12 protein-coding genes are annotated in these 17935 nt (G+C 71.0%); 8 read left to right on the top strand and 4 right to left on the bottom strand.

The features are described from left to right. Positions 1-55: 55 nt before the first annotated feature. Positions 56-5629, top strand: a complete 5574-nt coding sequence (locus tag K8640_RS29395) for a hypothetical protein (protein WP_223750091.1) — start codon at positions 56-58, stop codon at positions 5627-5629. 174 nt (positions 5630-5803) lie between these two features. Here K8640_RS29395 and K8640_RS29390 read toward each other — a convergent pair whose 3' ends face one another. Continuing rightward, the gene (locus K8640_RS29390; RefSeq protein ID WP_223750090.1) at positions 5804-8593 is read right to left on the bottom strand and encodes a vitamin B12-dependent ribonucleotide reductase; all 2790 of its coding nucleotides are present in this window, start codon (positions 8591-8593) and stop codon (positions 5804-5806) included. Between the two features lie 604 nt (positions 8594-9197). Here K8640_RS29390 and K8640_RS29385 point away from each other — a divergent pair. Then, positions 9198-9539 (top strand): ferredoxin, encoded by a 342-nt coding sequence (locus K8640_RS29385; protein ID WP_223750089.1) that lies wholly within the window; start codon positions 9198-9200, stop codon positions 9537-9539. Positions 9540-9615: 76 nt separating this feature from the next. Here K8640_RS29385 and K8640_RS29380 read toward each other — a convergent pair whose 3' ends face one another. From K8640_RS29380 to K8640_RS29370, 3 genes are all read right to left on the bottom strand, one after another. Further along, positions 9616-10767, bottom strand: a complete 1152-nt coding sequence (locus tag K8640_RS29380; protein ID WP_223750088.1) for a lytic polysaccharide monooxygenase — start codon at positions 10765-10767, stop codon at positions 9616-9618. A 139-nt stretch (positions 10768-10906) separates the two neighbouring features. Continuing rightward, on the bottom strand, positions 10907-11617 hold the full coding sequence (locus K8640_RS29375) for a Bax inhibitor-1/YccA family protein (protein WP_046713189.1): 711 nt from the start codon (positions 11615-11617) through the stop codon (positions 10907-10909). Between the two features lie 99 nt (positions 11618-11716). Next, positions 11717-13189 (bottom strand): hypothetical protein, encoded by a 1473-nt coding sequence (locus K8640_RS29370; RefSeq protein WP_223750087.1) that lies wholly within the window; start codon positions 13187-13189, stop codon positions 11717-11719. Positions 13190-13413: 224 nt separating this feature from the next. Between K8640_RS29370 and K8640_RS29365 the strand changes: the two genes are divergently transcribed. The 6 genes from K8640_RS29365 to K8640_RS29340 all read left to right on the top strand — a co-directional run bounded on the left by K8640_RS29365 (position 13414) and on the right by K8640_RS29340 (position 17896). Continuing rightward, a complete protein-coding gene (locus tag K8640_RS29365; protein WP_223750086.1) occupies positions 13414-13848 on the top strand; it encodes a hypothetical protein in 435 nt (144 codons plus the stop codon). Positions 13849-14147: 299 nt separating this feature from the next. After that, positions 14148-14639, top strand: coding sequence for a hypothetical protein (locus K8640_RS29360; RefSeq protein ID WP_223750085.1), 492 nt, complete (start codon positions 14148-14150; stop codon positions 14637-14639). A 96-nt stretch (positions 14640-14735) separates the two neighbouring features. Continuing rightward, positions 14736-15119, top strand: coding sequence for a hypothetical protein (locus tag K8640_RS29355; protein WP_223750084.1), 384 nt, complete (start codon positions 14736-14738; stop codon positions 15117-15119). 14 nt (positions 15120-15133) lie between these two features. Continuing rightward, positions 15134-15775, top strand: coding sequence for a hypothetical protein (locus K8640_RS29350; RefSeq protein WP_223750083.1), 642 nt, complete (start codon positions 15134-15136; stop codon positions 15773-15775). After that, positions 15747-17471 (top strand): hypothetical protein, encoded by a 1725-nt coding sequence (locus K8640_RS29345; RefSeq protein WP_223750082.1) that lies wholly within the window; start codon positions 15747-15749, stop codon positions 17469-17471. The genes K8640_RS29350 and K8640_RS29345 overlap by 29 nt, the downstream gene beginning before the upstream one ends. Beyond that, a complete protein-coding gene (locus K8640_RS29340; RefSeq protein ID WP_223750081.1) occupies positions 17468-17896 on the top strand; it encodes a MerC domain-containing protein in 429 nt (142 codons plus the stop codon). The genes K8640_RS29345 and K8640_RS29340 overlap by 4 nt, the downstream gene beginning before the upstream one ends. Positions 17897-17935 lie beyond the last annotated feature (39 nt).

Here is a 17935-nt window from a genome sequence, read left to right as displayed (position 1 = left end):
AGGCCGCACGGGGGCCGGTCCGGTGTGGGGCGAAGCCGTCTAGACTCCGGGAGGCATGGCCGAAAAGCTCGGAGCAATCCTGGTCCGCAAGGGCCTCCTCTCGCAGGCGCAGCTCGACGAAGCCCTGAAGGCACAGCTCATCTACGGTGGGCGGCTGGGCTCCATCCTCGTCGAGCTGGAGATGCTGGACATCGACACCCTGGCGATGGTGCTGGGGGAGCAGACCCGCTACCCGGTGGCGCAGGAGGCCGACTTCGAGGCCGTCACGGACGCGACGCTCACGTTGCTTCCGGCGGCGCTCGCGGAGAAGCACCTGGCCTTCCCGCTGGGACAGGAGGGGCGCCGGCTGAGGGTGGCCATGGCGAGCCCCTTCGAAATCCAGCACACGGACGCGCTGGGGTTCATCACGGGCCTGCGAATCCTCCCGCACATCACGCCCGAGCTGCGGCTGTTCCACTACCAGGCCCAGCGCTATGGCATCCGGCGCGAGTCGCGCTCGTTGAGCATGGCGACGGCCCGGCGGTTGGCTCCGGCGCCGCCGCCTCGTCCCGCGGCCCCGCCCGTGCAGACGCGGGGCGGGGTGGTGGAGCAGCCCGAGTCTCCGCCCCCGCCCGCGCCTGTGCGGGCCGCTCCGGGGACGGAGGGGATGTTCGGTGGATTGGCGCCCGGGCAGTTCCTGAGTGACGACTCCGACGACGCGACGACGGAAGAGACGCCGTGGACGGGAGCGAGCCCGGTGCTGGCGCCAACGGGGGGGCTGCTGGGGGATGCGTCGGAGGCGCCCGCGGCGGTGGTGACGAAGTCCGGGCCACCGGTGCTGGGGCCCGCGGCGTCGGCCCGGCCTCCGGGGCCGCCCCAGTTGGCGTCCGTGGACGCGGCGCGAGGGGCTCGGCCGTCGGGGCCTCCGCCTCGGCTCGCGCCGGCGGAGCCGCCTCGGCTGGCTCCGGCGATTCCTCCCACGCCGATTGAGGAGGCGGAGGAGATCGAACCCGAGGAGGAGTTCGAGGCGGCGGAGGAGATCGAGCCCACCGAGGAGCTCGATGTGGTGGAAACCGAGGAGGTGCTCGAAGGGGTGATGGAGGAGGTGGTGGAGACTCCCGCTCCGAGGAGCCCGGTGCTCGCCGGCAACCCCGAGGGACAGGGGGGACAATCCGCTCAACCGCCGGGCATGGTGTCGCGACAGTCCGCGGGGCAGTGGTCTCCGGTCCAACCTCCGGGGTTGGCCCGGGCGGCGGGGCCTGGTGGCGCGGGGCTGCCTCCGGTTCGTGGACCTGGAGCCGGAGGCGCACCCGTGGAGCCGCAGGCGCCGGTGTCTCCGGCGATGGCCGCGCGACCGCCGTCTGCTCCCGGTGGAGTCGTGGAGGCCGCTGCCTCGGGACCGCAGGGTGGGATTCCTTCGGGGATGGGGGCTGCGGCGCGGCCGTCCGCTGCCGCGGGTGGCATTTCCGAGCCGGCCGTGGCGACGCAGGGGGCGGTGCCTTTGGGGCCCGTGGCGGGACCGGGAGCGCGGCCGCAGCCGGGCCTGGGCGCTCCGGTGGTGGCTCCGTCCGCGGCGCCTCAAGGCGCGAAGCCGCCTGCGTCACCGGGATGGGGACCGGCCGCCGCGCCAGGCGCAAGGCCTCCTCCGAACACCGGCGCGCCGGGGGGCCCAGGGGCTGTCCCGCCGGGGCTCGCAAGTGCCCGGCCGTCGGGGGTGGGGATTCCCGTCGTGTCCGGTGCGCAGGGACCTGTTCCTCCAGGGATGAGCGGAGCGAGACCTCCGTCGAGCGCGGGCACGGCCGTGGTTCCTGGCCCTGTGCCTCCTGGGATGCCGGGTGGACCGGGCCCCCTGGGGCCGCCTGGGATGCCGGGCGCGCGTCCTCCCTCGAGCAGTGGAGTGCCCTCGGTGCAGGGGGCTGTTCCGCCCAGGGCGCCTGGAGGTGGACCTGTCGCCGGTGGACCTGGTGGGCCCCCTGGAATGATGGGGGCCCGGCCTCCGTCGAGCAGCGGCATGCCTTCCGTTCAGGGAGGGCCTCCTGTTCCGGGTGGACCCGGAGCGGGAGGTCAGGGGCTGCCGCCTGGAATGGTGGCGAGACCCGCGCAGGGCGTGGGCGGGCCGCCTCCGGGACCAGGGGCGCCGCCGATGCCTGGGGCCGCGCCTGCTCCGGGGTCGATGGGGGGGCCTGGCTCCGCACCTCCTGGGATGATGAACGCTCGGCCTCCGTCGGGGCCCGTGCCTCCTGGGATGACGGGGGCACGGCCTCCGTCGCGTACGGGAGTTCCCACGGTGCCCGGGCCCGTGCCTCCTGGGATGGGACCTCGTCCTCCGCAGGGAGCGGGCGGTCCGGGACCGCAGGGGCCGGTGCCTCCGGGGGGCGCGGGGACGCGTCCTTCGAACCCGGGCATGCCGAGCATGGGGGCCCCACAAGGCCCCGTGCCTCCAGGCATGTCGGGTGCGCGCCCTCCCTCGGGAACGGGCTTCCCCACGGTCCCCGGACCACCGCACGGTGCGATGCCTCCCGGAATGCAAGGGGGACGACCTCCCTCGATGTCCGGAGGACCCGGAGCGCCACCGCCTCCAGGAACGGTGCGTCCGCCCCAGCCCATGGGCGGCATGACTCCCGAAGTGGGTGGTGCAGCGCCGCGCCCGTCGATGGGGCCGCAGCCGCCTCCGGGCATGAAGGGAATCGCCGCGCCACAACCTCCGGGGATGGCGCCAAGAGGAGCGCCACCGCACGCCGCCGCCAGCTCCGTTCCGTCGAGCATCGGACCCGCAACGCCTTCGGTCGGCGATGTCTCGCAGGCTCCTCCGAGCGCGCTCGATGCGCGCGTGGAGTCTGAGTCGGGTCCGGAGATTCTCTCCACGGAGGACAGCCAGTCCGCTTCGGGCCCGGATGCCTCCGTGGCCGGAGCGGTCCTCGATGGAGGCGCGCTCGAAGTCTCCAGCGCGGTGCTCAGCGCTCGCGAAGGCAGTCAGGCGCAAGCCTCGGATGGCTCCGAGGTCTCCGCGGTTCGTGAGGGTGGAGCACCTGGGGTCCCTCAAGCGGGGCACAGCGCTCTCGACGATGGGCCGGCGAAGGCCGCGGATGCCTCCGAGGTCTCGTCGGTTCGCGAGACAGACGCACGTGACGTCTCTCCAGCGGCGCTCGGTGCTCTCGACGATGGACCTGCGCAAGTGGCGGGGCTCGCGTCGTCGAACACGCAGGGTCTGGACGATGCGGTCGCCGCAGCGAGTCCTCCGACGGCAGCGGGCTCGGCTCCAGCGCTGAACGTCGAAGCCGCGAGCGACCTGACACGGGGGGACGTGTCCGAGGAGGAGCTCCCTCCTGGGGAACGTGCCGCGGAGAAGTCGCCGCAGGCCACGACGTCCGACGTCTCCGGGTCACCGTGGAGTGAGGGTGACGCGGGTGCTCGAACTGAGCCTGCGCCGAACGGCGAAGTCGCCTCGCACGAGACCGTCGCCCAGCACCCCGAGCCGGTGGGCGGAGCGCAGACGCACCTCGCGCAACCCCGTGTGGCGGACGAACGCATCGAGGCACGTGATAACGCGCAGGTCGATGGGGTCGAGCCCGCCTCATCGCATGAGGCCGGTGCCACGTCGCGCGCGGCCCACCCGCTCGAAGGAGAGGGCGCGGCTGCGACGACCGATGTGCCGGTCCCTGCCCAACTGGAGGAACACGTCACTCCCGCGGACAAGGACGCAGCCGCATCGTCGTCCGAGGATGCCGAGGCGGTTCGGCTCTCCACTCCTGAAGAAGTCGGGGAGGGCGCGGTGGTGGCGCCGTCCACCACGGGCTCCGATGTGCCGACGCTGGACGGGGCCGCACCAGCTGATGTCGAGACGGTTTCGGACGTGGCCCTCGCCTCGGTGATTGCCTCCGCGCCGTTCGCGGTCGAATCGCAGACAGCACAGGGCAGTTCGCTCCAGACGGTCGAGGTCGATTCGAGCGCCGCGGCCTCCGACCGTGCGCCTTCCGCGCGTCCCTTGGCGGAGGGTGTCTCCGGGGCGGACGGCCGCATCACCGGCCAGGACGCGAGCCCGCTTGATGACTGGGGTGATGTCGCGCAGCCGGAGTTGAAGGTCACGGGGGCTTCCGTGGATGTGGAGCCTGCCGCGCGAGAGGCGAGGACCACGCCGGAAGAGCGCCGAGCTGTCGACGAGCAGTCCCAAACCGTCGCGCGGTCTTCCATCGAGGTCTCCACGCTCGAGCCGAGCGTTGATGCCCCTTCCATCTCCGCGCAGTCCGATGACAGCGCAGCGCCTGAGGTGCCTCTCACATCGACCACCGGGTCGGCTGCACGAGCGCTCCAGACCGCCGCGCTATCGAACGACGCGACAGAGACGCGCAACGCGGAGACGTCGAGCGCTCCCGAGGTCCAGTCGTCCTCCGCGGTGGCCTACCTCGACGAAACCGAGGTGAAGCCTCACTCCGAGGTCCCGTCGTCACCGGAGGTCCCCGAGGCCGAGCACTCGGGCGCCGCCGCATCCGACAGCACGGAAGCGCCGTCGGTCGAACACTGGAAGCTCATGAAGGCAACGCTCGGTGACGCGAGCCCGGTTGCCCAGGACACGCCCGCCTCCGCGATTGACTCGGGTGCGTCGTCCTCCGTGCCCGTCGAGGGCGACGTGGGGGAGACCCTGACCCTCGAGGCCGCGGGCACGATGCTCGCGTCCCACGGTGAGTCCTCCGGCTCCGCGACCGTGGCTTCGGCTCCCGTGGATCCACCGTCACCCAGTCCCCACTCGGGCGCCGAGGTGATTGCCCTGCGCGAGCCCCAGGTGCCCGACGCGGAGCCCACGCCCTCGGCGCCGCCCCCCAGGCCCGTCCCGCAGCGCCGCGCGGCCATCGAGTTGGACGAACTTCCAGCGGCGGACGATGCGCCGATGCAGCTCGCGTCCACGTGGGAGTTCGTCGGGTGGCAGGGGGCCGAAGGCAACGGAACCATCGGTCACTCCGCGGAGAACACGTGGGAGGACCGCGCGGTGGACCTCGAGGGCAACGCTCGTCCGGCGGCGCCAGCGGGCGCCACCACGGAGCTTCCCCTCGCCTCCGCCTGGGACTTCATCCAGCAGCCCTGGCAGCCCCAGGCCCGTGCTCCCTCGGAGGCACTGACGACGCTGCTGGCCGCCGCGGACGAGTCCACTCCAGACGCGAGCCCCGACGGCCCCAGGGTCTCCGCGGACCAGGTCCTCACGGCGCTCGATGACGTCGGCTCACAAGGCGTGCTCGGCAAGGTGTTGATCGCCTACTGCGCGGGTCGATTCCAGCGAGCCTTCCTGCTCGGGGAGAGTTTCGGGCTCGTGCGCGTCGGCCATGCATGGGGGCCGGGGAGTGACAGCCCCGCGGTGGCCTCGCTCAAGGTGGACCTGGAGGCCCCGTCGCTGCTCGTGTCCGCGCTCGGCCAGCTGGGGCCCAGCAGCTTCGATGCTCCGTCCTGCGTCCAGGACGAGGCCATCTTCGCCGCGCTCGGTGGGCCCACGTCACACCTGCTCGTCGTCCCCATCCGCGCCCGTGGGCGTCCCGTGGCGTTCGTCGTCGCGGATTCGGGAGGCGCGCAGGTGGCCACCACGACGCTCGACGAGCTGACGCGAGTGTCCGCGAAGGCCTCGGAGGTCTACGACCGGCTGCCCGCGACCCGGGCGGACTGAGCCACGCATCGTCCGCTCCCGCGCGAGGTCCCGCATCCACGGACCTCGCGCCCCAAGTGGGCACGGCGGGCGTACCGCGCCACCCGCGTGGCCGCCGCCGCGAGCGCGAGAACAGCGAGGGCCCCGGAAGCAGCGCTCCGGAGCCCTCGAGTGCTTCAGCTCATCGCGTGAGGTTCAGCTGCAGCCGCTGGTCGCGCCGCAGTTGCCGCACTTATAGCAAGCGCCACTGCGGACCATGATGGCGCCGCAGGTGTGGCAGGGCGGGGCATCCGCCTGGTTGAGCCACGTCGCGCGCGTGTTCGTCGACGGGAGCGACAACGAGGCCGCCTGGGCGGGCAGGGCGGGCTGCTTGGACGCGCCCTCCGCGGGAGACAGGACCGCGTCCTCCACCAGGTCCTCGCTCGGCAGGAACTTCAGCTCGAGCCACCGGAAGATGTAGTCGGTGATGGACTTGGCGATGGGGATGGCGGGGTTGCCCGTGAAGCCGCTCGGCTCGAAGCGGGTGTGGCTCAGCTTGTCCACCATGACCTTCAGCGGGACGCCGTACTGGAGCGCCAGGGAGATGCTGGTGGCGAAGCTGTCCATCAACCCGCTGACCACCGAGCCCTCCTTCGCCATGACGATGAACAGCTCGCCCGGCGAGCCATCCTCGTACATGCCGACCGTGAGGTACCCCTCGTGGCCGCCAATCGAGAACTTGTGGGTGATGGAGCGGCGCTCGTCCGGCAGGCGACGGCGCACCGCGCGAGGCTCCGGCTTCACGGCCGGCTCCACCACGGGGGCCGCCTCGGCCTTGCGCGTGTCCTTCACGCCGGCCTTCGACGTGTTGAGCGGCTGGGTGCGCTTGCAACCATCGCGGTAGACGGCGACGGCCTTCAGGCCGCGCTTCCACGACTCCATGTACGCCTTCTCGATGTCCTCCACGGTGGAGTCCGAGGGCATGTTGACGGTCTTGGAGATGGCGCCGGAGAGGAAGGGCTGGCAGGCCTCCATCATCTGGATGTGGCCCATCCAGTGGATGCTGCGAGAGCCGTTGGCGGGCTTGAAGGCGCAGTCGAAGACGGACAGGTGCTCGGGCTTGAGGTGGGGAGCGCCCTCGATGGTGTCGGCCTTGTCCAGGGCGGCGACGATGTCCTGGGCCTGCGTCTGGGGGTAGCCCAGCTTCTCGAGCGCCTGCGGCACCGTCTGGTTGACGATCTTCAGCATCCCGCCGCCGACCAGCTTCTTGTACTTGATGAGCGCGATGTCGGGCTCGATGCCGGTGGTGTCGCAGTCCATCATGAAGCCGATGGTGCCGGTGGGGGCGAGCACGGTGACCTGGCTGTTGCGGAATCCATGGAGCTCACCGAGGGCGAGCGCCGAGTCCCACGCGGCCTTCTGCGCGGCGTGCAGGTCGGCCGTGACGCCCGCCTGGGGGACGCTGTAGGCGGCCTTGCGGTGCTTGCGGATGACACCGAGCATGGGCTCGGCGTTCTTCGCGTAGCCGGCGAAGGGGCCCTGCTTCTCGGCCAGTCGCGCGCTCATCGCGTAGGCCTCACCGCACATCAGCGAGGTGATGGCGGCCGCGTAGTTGCGGCCCGCGTCCGAGTCATACGGCAGGCCCGACGCCATCAGCAGCGCGCCCAGGTTCGCGAAGCCCAGCCCCAGCGGCCGGTAGTCGTGGCTGTTCTTGGCGATGCGCTCGGTGGGGTAGCGCGAGAAGCCGACGATGATCTCCTGCGCCATGAGCATGACGTCGACGGCGTGCTTGAAGGCGGCCACGTCGAAGTCACCCGCGATGTCGCGGAAGTGCATCAGGTTCAGCGACGCCAGGTTGCACGCCGAATCGTCCAGGAACATGTACTCGGAGCACGGATTCGACGCGTTGATGCGCGCGGTGGTCGAGCACGTGTGCCAGCCGTTGACGGTGGTGTCGAACTGCATGCCCGGGTCACCGCACAGGTGCGCGGCCTCGGCGATCTCGCGGAACACGTCGCGCGCCCGGTAGGTGTCCAGGGGAGAGCCGTCGCGCACGGCGCGCGTCTGCCAGGGGCCATCCGAGACGACGGCCTTCATGAAGTCGTCGGTGACGCGCACGGAGTTGTTGGAGTTCTGGAAGAACACCGAGGCATAGGCCTCACCGTTGAAGGACGGGTCATACCCGGCCTCGATGAGGGCCCAGGCCTTCTTCTCCTCGGCGGACTTGCAGCGGATGAACTCGAGCACGTCCGGGTGGTCCGCGTTGAGGATGACCATCTTCGCCGCGCGGCGCGTCTTGCCGCCGCTCTTGATGACGCCGGCGAAGGCGTCGAAGCCGCGCATGAACGACACCGGGCCGGACGCGGTGCCTCCGCCCGCGAGCAGCTCCTTGCTGCCCCGGATGGTGGAGAGGTTGCTGCCGGTGCCGCTGCCGTACTTGAAGAGCATTCCCTCCGTACGGGCCAGCGTGAGGATGGACTCCATGGAGTCATCCACGCTGTTGATGAAGCACGCCGAGCACTGGGGCTGCGCCTCCACGCCGACGTTGAACCAGACGGGGGAGTTGAACGAGGCCTTCTGGCGCAGGAGCAGGTGCGTCAGCTCGGCGTGGAAGGTCTCCTTGTCCACGTCCGTGGCGAAGTAGCCGCCCTCCACGCCCCAGCGGGTGAGGGTGTCCACCACGCGCGCCACCAGCTTGCGCACGCTCGTCTCGCGCTCGGGCGTGCCCGGCGTGCCGCGGAAATACTTCGAGGCCACGACGTTGGTGGCCAGCATCGACCAGGAGCGGGGGACCTCGATGTTCTTCTGCTCGAAGACGGCCTTGCCGTCCTCACCGGTGATGCTCGCGCTGCGGTACTCCCACGCCAGCTCGTCCGCGGGGTCCACGCCCGGCGTCGTGAAGTAGCGCTCCAGGCCCAGCCCCGTCGAAACCCCCTTCGGCTTGCTGCGTGCCGCACGGCGCTCCTTGCCGTTGATCAGGGCCTTCGAACTCAGTTCCTTCTCCATGTCGCCACCCTCCGGGTTCACTCTGAGTTGGAATGCAAAATTTTGCGCAACGCTAAACGCGCGAGATTCCGGAGGTTCCAGGGACGTCACGCGGACAGGCGTGAGCGGCACTGGATCAGGCTCGCGAGCGGTGCGTGGGGGGCTGCTGGCCCCGGACTTCCGTTGTGGAGATTGCCCGGCCGAGGACCGGGCGGCCGGGATCAATACGCGCTTCGCCTCGGCTGATCAAGGAACAGCTCAGACCCCATTGGTAGTGCTGTGCCTTGTCGCACACACAACTAAATGGGCTCTATCCCGCTGCCGTCCGTGCGGGCAGAGGACGTAGCAACCTGTAGCTCGGAGGGCGTGCAAGGGCGGATCTAGACCCTTGGCGCCGGCACCGCAAGCCAGGCTCTACCTTGACGGATAACAGCGTGCGAGACATGTATCGTCACTCCGACGCAAACGGGCGTGATCACTGGGGGACGTTTGCTGAAAGTCTGTGCATGGGATCCGCGATGCCACAAGTGGGGGCGATGATCCGCGCGCCCGCCGCTCGACAGTCCCGTCGCCGGGTGGCCAGGAGGGGGTCGATTTCGGACATCCGGCGCGTTAGGAGGCCAGCATGCCTCCTCCCTTCCAGCGCCACGTTTTCGTCTGCACCAACCGTCGACCGGACGGACACCCCAAGGGGTGTTGCGCCACCAAGGGCGCGGAGGAGGTGCGCGCCGCGTTCAAGGAGGAGCTCGACAAGCGCGGGGTGAAGGGCCGCATGCGCGCCAACGCCGCGGGGTGCCTGGACACCTGCGCCTTCGGCGTGTCCGTCGTCATCTACCCGGAGGGCTCCTGGTACGCGGGCGTGAAGGTGGAGGACGTGCGCGAGATCGTCGAGGAGCACCTGATGAACGGCCGCCCCGTGGAGCGGCTGCTGATGCCGTTCTCCCGCAAGGAGAAAGCGGGGAGCTGACGCAAGGCACCTGGCCCCCGGCAACCCCCCGCCCATCCACTGCGTCATCGCGTCGGGACCGACCTCGAGCGCTCCTTCAGCGCACGAACTCCCACGCGTCGCTCCAGTGGCTGCCCGTGCCGGGCGCGTAGTACGGCGCGGAGCCCTTGCACCAGCCGGAGTAGGGGAAGGGCTTGCACCGGTAGATGCTGCCGTTGGTCCCCTCGACCAGCGTCCCCGCCACGTAGCTGTCGATGCCATTGGGATACTTGTACTGCGCCGGGTCCCCGCCGCCGCCCGTGGGCTTCTCGATGTCGAGCTGGAACGAGTCGCTCGCCTCGCGCGAGTAGACGCGGTTCGCGGTGGCGCTGTTGGCCGGCCGCACGGTGCCGTTCGTCTGGAGCTCACCCACCTGCACCCGGCTGGAGGTGGCGTTCACCTGCTGGGCCAGCTGGTAGATCCACGTGGCCGCGGGCGTCGCGGCGGAGAGCGTCAGCGGGTGCGTCTCCGCGTCACGACCGCCGCTGTCGAACAGGCGCAGCGTCACCTTGCTCTGCGCGGCCAGGTCCTCGCGCGCCTGCACCGCGCCCAGCTCCTTCCACGTGGTGGGGGGCGGGGGCGTGTTGCTGAACTTCACGTCGGTGCACGCGTAGAAGGCCTCCGGGCTGTCGGAGCGCTGCCAGATGGCGTAGATGACGTGCTGGCCGGTGCGCCCCTGGGGGAACGGACAGGTGAATCGATAGCGGTTGTTCTGCGGGGCGGACGGCGCCGTCAGCGTGCAGAAGGGCGAGGCCTCCAGGTCCGACCACTTCAGCGGCAGCGCGGGGTTGTAGCCCTCCTTCGTGACGTAGAGGTGGAAGTACGCGGTCGCGTGCACCGCCGTCGCGTGGAAGACGAAGTCGAAGCGGTTGTTCGCGTCCGGCGAGATGAGCGTCGCGGGCCAGTCCGTGCGCGCCAGGTCCAGGCCCCGGTGGCTCTCGTTGGCCGCGCTGCACAGCTTGCCGTCCGCGATGAGCTCGCGGTGGCGGCCGTTGGCGTTGCCTTGCCGGACACCGTTCCAGTCATAGAGCGCCTGGGTGCCACCACTCTGGATGGCGGCCTTGCACGCCGCGGACTTGGGCGTCTCCGGTCCTTCCTTGAAGCAGCTGTAGACGCGGCTGAGCGGCACCTCCATGGAGCCGTGCGCGGACGCCAGGCTCGAGGACAACAGGGACAGCGCGACGAGGGATGATGCGAGAGACCTCTGCATGGGGTTTCCTCCTGTGCCCACGGATGGAGCAGGGAGGGCCGGCAATCGGGTCAAACACGCCCCAATAAAAAAGCGGCGACACGTGCCCACATGGGCCGTGCCGCCGCTCGTCGCGAACGGAGGGTTGTCGCCTGCCTGACTACCGACGGCGGCCGAGCAACCGGAGGATGGCGAGGAACAGGTTGATGAAGTCCAGGTACAAGGTCAGCGCGCCGACGATGCTCACCGTGGCTGCGCTGCTGTAGCCGGTGTTGGCGTGCATCTCCCGCAGCTTCTGCGTGTCGTACGCCGTCAGACCCGCGAACACGAGGACCGACGCGCACGCGATGACGAACGACATCATGTCACTGCGCATGAAGAGGTTGACCAGGCCGGCCAGCACCACGCCGATGAGGCCCATGAAGAGGAACGTGCCCCAGGCGCTCAGGTCCTTCTTGGTCACCGTGCCGTACAGCGCCATGGCGCCATAGACGCCCGCCGTCAGGAAGAACGCCTGCGCGATGCTGCCCGCCGTGTAGACGAGGAAGAGGATGGAGAACGTCATCCCCGTGAGCGCGGAGTAGCCCAGGAACAGGGCCGCGGCCGCCGGGCCCGACAGGCGGGGCGCCAGGAACGACAGCGCGAACACCGCGCCCAGCTGCGCGATCATGAACCCGAACCGCCACTCGAGCACCGTGCGCAGGAGCGCCTCGTTGCTCAGCGTCACCATGGCCATCACGCCCGTGAGCAGCAGCCCCGCGAACATCCAACCATGCACGCGCGTCATGAACGCGCGCTTCGACTCCTGCACCAGGACGGAGTTGACCGAGTCGCTCTCGGCCGTCTGCCATCCGGAAGTTTCCCAGGCCATTTGAATCGTATCCTTTCGCGCCGGGGACCCGCCCCGGCGGCGCCACTGCTTATAGCGTCTTCGACCCGGGCGTGCGCGGACCCTGGCTGAGGCCCTTCCTTAAATCGCCTTCCACGCGAGCAAAAGCTTCGAGGCGACCTCGGTGGTGATGAGGGGCAGCACGCCGCCGCCACCCACGATATTCACGATTTCCGCCATGGAGCCCCGGCAAACGCCGCCCCATGCGGGCTGCTTCGCCAGCCCCACGGACGCGTAGGCCGAGTAGTCCACGAAGAACGACGTGGGCAGCACCGTCCCATGCGGCTCCACCAGCAGGTGGTCCTCGGGAGGAGAGTCGACGATCTCCTGCACCACGAAGCCGCCGCCCGTCGGGTCGCTCGCCGCGCGCGCGCACAATTCCGGCCAGCCCAGGGGCTCGCCATACGCCGCCGTCACGCGCTCGGTGTACGGCACCGTGCCCGCCGAGCGGCCGAGGAACACGGCCTTGCCGCCGTAGTCCCACGCCCGCTTGAGCACGAAGCGGGCAGGGGTGCGCGCCACCTCCGCCACCACGTCGTCCAGCTTCGTCCCATCCGGCCCCGTCGTCGGGCCCGCGCGGAACAGCCGCGTCCAGGGAACGGAGGCGCGGATGGCCTCCAGCTCCGTGGGGGTGAGCCCCGCGGCCTCGGCGAGCTCGGGCTCCGCCAGCGCCTGCGACAGGCGCGCGAAGGTGGACTTCACCTCGACCTGCGACGCGGGCGGATTGAGGAACACGGCCTTCTTGCCGGGCACCGTGGCGAGGAAGTCCTCGACCCAGGGCGAGGGCTGCTGCTCCAGCCGGCGCACGAAGAGGTGGCGGTAGACCAGGTCGTACTTCTTGCCGCGCACCTCGAACGCCGCATCGCCGGACACCTCATCCGGGTGAACGATGTCCGCGTCGGCGCCGAACTCCCGGAAGCGCTCGCACAGCCACCGCAGCTCCGAAATCTGCGCGTCGTTGCGGCGGCACAACAGCGCCACCGTGTCCGGGAACCGGCCGGGGCGCTCGGCGGCGTACCCGTCCAACAGCGAGCGATAGAGCGCCAGCGCGTTGCTGCCGTTGAGCGTGAGCAGCGAGGACAGCGCCTTCTCCGGATAGCGGAAGTGGCGCGCCACCACCTCGATGAACGTGCGGGCCGCGATGTCCGAGTAGCCCTGCATGGCTGGAATGGTCGCGTTGACCTCCAGCGCCCACGGCTTTCCGCCGGAGACGAAGTAGTCCACGCGCGTGGTGGCCAGCCGCACCGCCTGGGGCCAGGTGCGCTCCGCGAGCGCGCGCTCGAGCGGGGAGAGCGAGGCCAGCAGGAGCTCGGCGTCGGGCGCGGCGAGCCACGCGCGCGCCATCTTCACCGTGGCGGAGGCCAGGTGCGCGGACAGCTCCGCGCGGCGGCGGATCTCCGCGGCGTCGAGGATGACGGGCGTCGCGGTGATGGGGATGGGGCGCGTGGTGCCGTCCGACTGGGTGACGGCCAGTCCGCGCTTGTACGCGAGCTGCGCGAGTTCGGGCGCGAAGTGGCGCGCCTGATGTCGCAGCACGTCGATGAGCTCTTGCACGGGTGTTTCTGTCCTTCTCGAGATGCCGGGGCCTGCCCGGGGCGGCGAACCTATGCGCGGACAGGCTCACCGGTCCATCGGCGCGCCGCCTGCACGGCCCCTCACGGCGCGCGCGCCAACAAGCAGCGGGGCCCGCGCGCGCCACGGACTCGCTCGTGTGACTTGCACGCGCGCTCCGTCTGGCTTACAACCGCGTTGCGTTCAACGCTGGAATCCCTATCACCGTGAGCCGCTCCCTCCACTCGCTGCCCTCGCGTCTCGTCCGGTCGCGCCTCCTGGCGCTGCCGCTCGCGGCTGTGTGTGCGCTGGCGTACATGGGGACGGTGCTCCACTTCGCCATGGTCCAGCACGCCACGTGTCTGGAGCACGGTGAGGTGGTCCACGTGGAGGAGGGGGGCTCGCACACCGCCCCCGTCGCCGAGGAGTCCTTCGACGACGTCCGGCTGACTTCTCGTGACGACGCTCCTGCGGGCCACGGCTCCGAGGCCCACTGCGTCCACACGTTGATCCGTCGCGAGGGTCCTCCTCCGACAGAGGTCACCCCGGTCGTCACCCGGGTGCCCACCCGTTCCTCGCCGGCGCTGGCCGTGTTCCGCTTCCACGCGGAGCCCGTGGCCCGTCTGCACCTGGCCCCCAAGGCCTCTCCGCCTCGCGCCTGAGTCAGCACCCAGGGTACGCGTCCCTCGCTCCCGGCACAGCCATGCCGTGAGAAGGCCGCGGTCCGTGGTCGACACCTGACGTCCGGCTCCGGAATTCGGAGCCCCGCGTCAGACGTCGCGCGACGCGCCGCCGGATGACTCGTTTCCCCTGCGTGCACGCTCTCGCCCCCCGTGTCGCGCACGGTTCGCGCGATTCCCACCCTGTCGCCCATGTCTGTCTTGGCTCTGCCCTCGCGGGTGGGGTCCGTGGCGGCGTTGGTGGCTGGGTATCCGCAGTCCATCCACGTGGAGCTACACACATGAACAAGAAGCTTCTGGCCGCCCTCCTGATGTCCACCGCGCTCCTGACCACCGCCTGCGGTGACGACGAGCCGCACGAAGAGGACGTCGATGTCGAGGGGTGCGAGCACCTGGCCGAGGGCCCGTCCACGGCCGTCAACGCCACGCTGACGGGCACGCCGCCCTCCGTGTCGAACGACCACCGCCGCTACGACATCTCGCTGGTGGATGGCGCGGGCGGCCGTCGGGGCTCGGTGTCGTTCGCCGCGGCGGAGGCCACCGACTACGTCCTCTACCTGAGCGCGGACGTGCCGGTGGTCATCACCGACGCCAGCGGCGCGGCGGTGGAGATCGAGGAGAGCGCCAAGAGCTCCGAGTCCTGCACCGACATCAAGGGTCGCCACGTCGTCCCGCTGTCCGTCGGCACGTTCACCTTCACCTTCGGCCCCACCACCTCCGCGTCCGTGAACCTCGTCATCGAGGAGGCGTCGCACGAGGGCCACGAGCACTAGCCGGCCGCGTGTCCGGGGCCTCGCGAGGGGCCTCGTGTCCTGCCTCAACCGAATCCGGGGTCGGCCTTCCGGCCGGCCCCTCCTGGAGAGAAGACCATGGGTACCTTTCAGCAGTTCCTGACCGAGAAGCAGATTGCCTCCGACGCGTTGCTGCGACTGTCCCGTCAGCTGGAGGCGCAGGGGAGTGATGGCCGCGCGCTCGCGCGCAAGCGGACCTCGAAGCGGCGGGACAAGGAGACGCAGGGCAAGAGCTACACGGAGCTGTCGCTCGCCAAGCCGAAGAGCGGCCGGGGTGTGAGCTCGCAGCAGCTCCAGGCGGCGCTCGAGGACAAGCCGTTGCCCCGCAAGGTGCGCGGCAAGCTGGTGCGGGCCATCAACGCGGTGCTGTCGAAGAAGGGCGGCGCGGCGGTGGACTCCAAGGCCCTGTTCGGTGACACGGCCATCCGCTCCGGCGCCCCCGCGAAGAAGTCCGCGAGCTGAGCCCCGGAGACCCCATGTCTGGAACCGAGGCCCTTCAGCTGCTTCCCCGCGACGTCCTCCGGGACGCGGACCGCCTGTTCGACGTCACCATGTGGTGTCTCGGACAGGATGTGCGCTGCCCTGAGGGGAACCTCCTCTTGCGTCGAGGGCTCACGCGTCACGCGCGGCCCGAGGGCGTGGAGGGGCAGAGCGCCTACTCCATCGCGCTGGCGCACGGCGGAAGGCTGTCGCTCTGGGGCTTCGGTGCGCTGTGCGAGTGCGGTCAGGCCGTCTTCGTCCCACGGGACGGCTTCACCCCTCGCTGGCTCGAGCACGCGCCCGCGCGTCCGGCCTTCCAGGCGAGTGAGCTGGGTCCCTCGCGGGCTCCGGCCACCGTCGGAGAGCGGCGGGAGGTCCACCAGTGTCTGGTGGAGCTCGCCGAGTGGTTGGCCGGGCACGAGGACTGGGTGCTGCGGGAAGTGGGACTGGACTGGAGGCGTGCGTGCGTCGCGTCGCGGCGCAAGGCGTCTCCGGTTCCACCGGAAGCGCTGGCCGCCGCGTGGTGGCGGCTCGGCGCGCGCATTCGCTCACTGGGTTGTGAATTCGAAGCCTGTGGCGCCTCGGATGCCGGGGCACTGGGAGGACATCATGCTGTCGCGACTGCTGCGCAACGATGAGCCATCCGTCTACGTCCAGGCCGCCTGGGAGGACGTCGCGGACGAGGCGCTTCCGCGTCCCCGGCTGCGCGAGGGACTGGGCGCCTCGCACCTGAAGGTGAGCACGCGTGTGCCGCTGGCGCAGGCCTGGTTCGACCAGGGCTTGAGCCTCCTGCACCTGGGCTGGGGCTCGGAGGCCCGCCGCGCCTTCGCGGAGGCGGCGAGGCACGACCCGGAGCTGGCCATGGCGTGGTGGGGCCTGGCCCTGACGCGCGGGCCGGGAGCGCGCTTCGCGGCCGCTCGCGCCGAGGCCATGGCCCGCGCGCTCGCGCTGAGCGAGGGCCTGCCGGACCTGGAGCAGCGCTACATCGTCGCGGCCAGCCTGCTGTCGGACAAGGGGCCCGCCAACGGTCGCCATGCCTTCATCCGCGAGATGGAGAGCCTCATCGACCGCTATCCCGAGGACGTCGAGGCGAAGCTGCTGCTCGCGGGCTTCCTCGTGGACGGCTACGAGCCGGACGGCCGCCCCGGACAGGGCCAGCCCTACGCGCAGGCGATGTTGCGGGACTTGATGCGCACGAGTCCGGACCACGTGGGCGTCCACTTCGCCTGGGTGTGCGCGACGCTGCCGAGCTCCCGCCCCGAAGCGGCGCACGAGAGCGCGCTGCGACTGCCCCGGCTCGCGCCTGGAGCGAGCCCCGCGCTGCTGGCGTCGGGGCGGTTGCTGAGCCGGCTGGGGGAGACGGACGCGGCCTATCGGGTGCTGGAGGCCGTCGTGGAGACGGATGACGCGTACCTGGCGGCGGAGTCGCTGCCCGCGTCCTTCGCGCCGTGCGCGGAGCTGGCCATGCGACTGCTCAGCCAGGGCTGCGCGGAGGCGGGGCAGTACAGTGACGCGCAGACGTGGGCGCGGCGGCTGCGTCAGCGCGTGGAGTCCGCGGGCGCCGAGCCCCAGGCGCTCCTGTTCGCGGCGTCCACGCTGGTGTCCACGCACCTGCGCTTCGGCTTCTGCCGTGCGGCGGCGGACGTGCCCCTGGAGCTTTCGGGCGAGCTCTCCGCGGCCGAGCGGGGCCTGCGCGATGGCCTGCGCCTGTACACGCGCGGCATCAACGCGATGGATGCCGGCCGACTCTCGGAGGTGGAGCGCGCGTGTGATGCGCTCGCGCTGCTGCACGCGCCCCTGTCCGAGCTGCGCCGCGCCGAGGGACGGCAGCTGTGTCCGCGCGATGTCGCCCGCGTCGTGGAGGTGGCCGAGCAGGAGCTGCGCGGCGCGCTGGAGTCACGCCGGGGTGATGGTGGCCGCGCCGAGGCCACGCTGGTGCGCGCGTGGCGCATGGAGCGGCGGCTGCGGACCGCGGGGCCCTCGGCCTTCTCCCGCCCCGCGCGGGAGACGCTGGCGCGGGCGCGGCTGCGCGGCGAGCGCGAGCAGAAGGCGCTGGAGCTGGCGCGCGCGCTGGTGGAGGAGCGCCCCGCGTGTGGCCACTACCGGCTGCTCCTGGCGGAGACGCACGTGGCGATGGGGGAGCGGGTGCTCGCGGTGCAGGACTTCGAGCGCTTCCTGGAGCGGTGGCGTGACGCGGACGAGCACCTGCCGGAGCTGCGGCGCGCGCGCACGTACATCTCCGGCCGCGGGCGCATCCTGCGACTGGTCCACACGGCGGAGGTGCCGCCCCCGGTTCCTCCCGACTTCCGTCCCCTGGAGAAGGTGTCCTGTTGAGCTCTCTTGAACGGAGCGCCGTCGCGCCCTCGCGCTGGGATGGCGTGGGACAGCTGCTCTCCGCGTTGTGTGTCGTGCATTGCCTGGTGCTCCCCGCGGTGCTCGGGCTGTTGCCCGCGGCGCTGGCGGGGTGGCTGGGCGGGGAGGGAGCTCACCGCGGGCTGCTGGCGTTGGCGTTGCTCGGCGCGCTCGCGGCCTTCCTCCCGGGGTGGCGGCTGCATCGCCGCGCGTGGGTGCCGGTGCTCGCGGTGGGAGGGCTCGGGTTGCTCGGCGCCGGGGCCTTCCTGGTGCCCGAGGGCATGGACGAGGCCTGGGAGGTGGGACTCACCGTGGGCGGCGGCGTGCTGTTGGCCGTGGCGCATGGTCGCAACCGGACGCTGTGCCGCGAGTGTCGTCCGCCCGAAGCGGGCCGCGCGGAAGCGTGAGGCGTCGGGCGTCCGTCGTGCCTCGTGCTTGACGGCCCC

It is taken from the genome of Myxococcus sp. XM-1-1-1, from assembly GCF_020037095.1.
GTDB classification, from domain to species: domain Bacteria; phylum Myxococcota; class Myxococcia; order Myxococcales; family Myxococcaceae; genus Myxococcus; species Myxococcus fulvus.
The sequence above is the reverse complement of the archived record's forward strand: the minus strand, read 5'-3'. Positions and strand labels throughout refer to the sequence as shown.

Coding starts and splice junctions, on each gene's coding strand:
- K8640_RS29395 (WP_223750091.1), top strand. CDS start 56: ATGGCCGAAAAGCTCGGAGCAATCCTGGTCCGCAAGGGCCTCCTCTCG.
- K8640_RS29390 (WP_223750090.1), bottom strand. CDS start 8,593: ATGGAGAAGGAACTGAGTTCGAAGGCCCTGATCAACGGCAAGGAGCGC.
- K8640_RS29385 (WP_223750089.1), top strand. CDS start 9,198: ATGCCTCCTCCCTTCCAGCGCCACGTTTTCGTCTGCACCAACCGTCGA.
- K8640_RS29380 (WP_223750088.1), bottom strand. CDS start 10,767: ATGCAGAGGTCTCTCGCATCATCCCTCGTCGCGCTGTCCCTGTTGTCC.
- K8640_RS29375 (WP_046713189.1), bottom strand. CDS start 11,617: ATGGCCTGGGAAACTTCCGGATGGCAGACGGCCGAGAGCGACTCGGTC.
- K8640_RS29360 (WP_223750085.1), top strand. CDS start 14,148: ATGAACAAGAAGCTTCTGGCCGCCCTCCTGATGTCCACCGCGCTCCTG.
- K8640_RS29355 (WP_223750084.1), top strand. CDS start 14,736: ATGGGTACCTTTCAGCAGTTCCTGACCGAGAAGCAGATTGCCTCCGAC.
- K8640_RS29350 (WP_223750083.1), top strand. CDS start 15,134: ATGTCTGGAACCGAGGCCCTTCAGCTGCTTCCCCGCGACGTCCTCCGG.
- K8640_RS29345 (WP_223750082.1), top strand. CDS start 15,747: ATGCTGTCGCGACTGCTGCGCAACGATGAGCCATCCGTCTACGTCCAG.